The sequence below is a fragment of the Corynebacterium meitnerae genome (assembly GCF_027570075.1).
Lineage (GTDB): Bacteria > Actinomycetota > Actinomycetes > Mycobacteriales > Mycobacteriaceae > Corynebacterium > Corynebacterium meitnerae.
This window is the reverse complement of record NZ_JAKMUS010000038.1, coordinates 1-936: the sequence shown is the minus strand read 5'-3', so window position 1 is coordinate 936 and position 936 is coordinate 1. Positions and strand designations below refer to the sequence as shown.

Genomic DNA, 936 nt, shown 5'->3' with positions numbered 1-936 from the left:
TTGATGGAGCAAGGCTTGGATTATGGCCCTTGGTCGATCTACTACTTCTTGTTCGACTCTGTCGGTGCCGATCGGACCCCGTCGCGTTCCACCATCGCCTTGTGGCTACAGGAGCTGGGGTTTGTCGATGCCAATGCCCGCAAACGGCCGCGGAGTTCCTATAAGCGCTTCGCCCGCGATTTCGTTGGTGAACTCTGGCAGATCGACGGACTGGTCTATCGCCTCTTCGACCAGGCTCACACGCTCGTGACGATTTACCAGATCATCGATGATGCCAGCAGATTTGATGTCGGAACCACAGCATTCGCTCTACCGGAAAACGGTACTGATGCACGCGCTGCGCTCACCGCTGCATTCGCCGCCTACGGCAAACCCCAAGAAATCCTTTCTGACAATGGCGATGCGTTCGCCACCTACCACCGCGGTTTTCTCTCTGCTACTGAAACGTGGCTCGCCAGCCAAGGTGTACTTGCTATTGCTGGTTTCGCCCCGACAACCCAGGGAAAAGACGAGCGATCTCACCGTACGTTGACCCAGTTCCTCGATGCACGCCACCCAGTCAGCCTTGCTGAGGTCAACACATATCTGGCTGAATATCGCCAGGTGTACAACGAGCGACGACGGCACCAATCACTGCTGGTCGGCAGGATGCACATCACGCCACGTCAGGCTTTCGATACTTTCCCCAAGGCACCGTCGCCTACGCATCCACTTGATCCTGATCAGATCTGGGCCCGCGTAGTTGCTTATAACCAGGCGCACAACCCACAAACTGTATCCGACATGCTAAACGGCCCCGCGGAAGCGGCAACTTCACACGAGGCCAGCACCGATGACATGGCAGCTCAGCAAGGCATACCTTCCACCGATACCCCTACGTTAACGGTGCCTACGACACATTCAACAAACCATTGGGGCATCCCAGAGCAACTCTGC

Annotated in this window: 1 protein-coding gene; it reads left to right on the top strand. The window is 56.5% G+C overall.

Annotated elements, in window-relative coordinates; translation table 11 throughout:
* Window positions 1-936, top strand: a 936-nt coding sequence (locus tag L8U60_RS10720; protein WP_269966354.1) for an integrase core domain-containing protein, incomplete at both ends; no start/stop codon positions are given.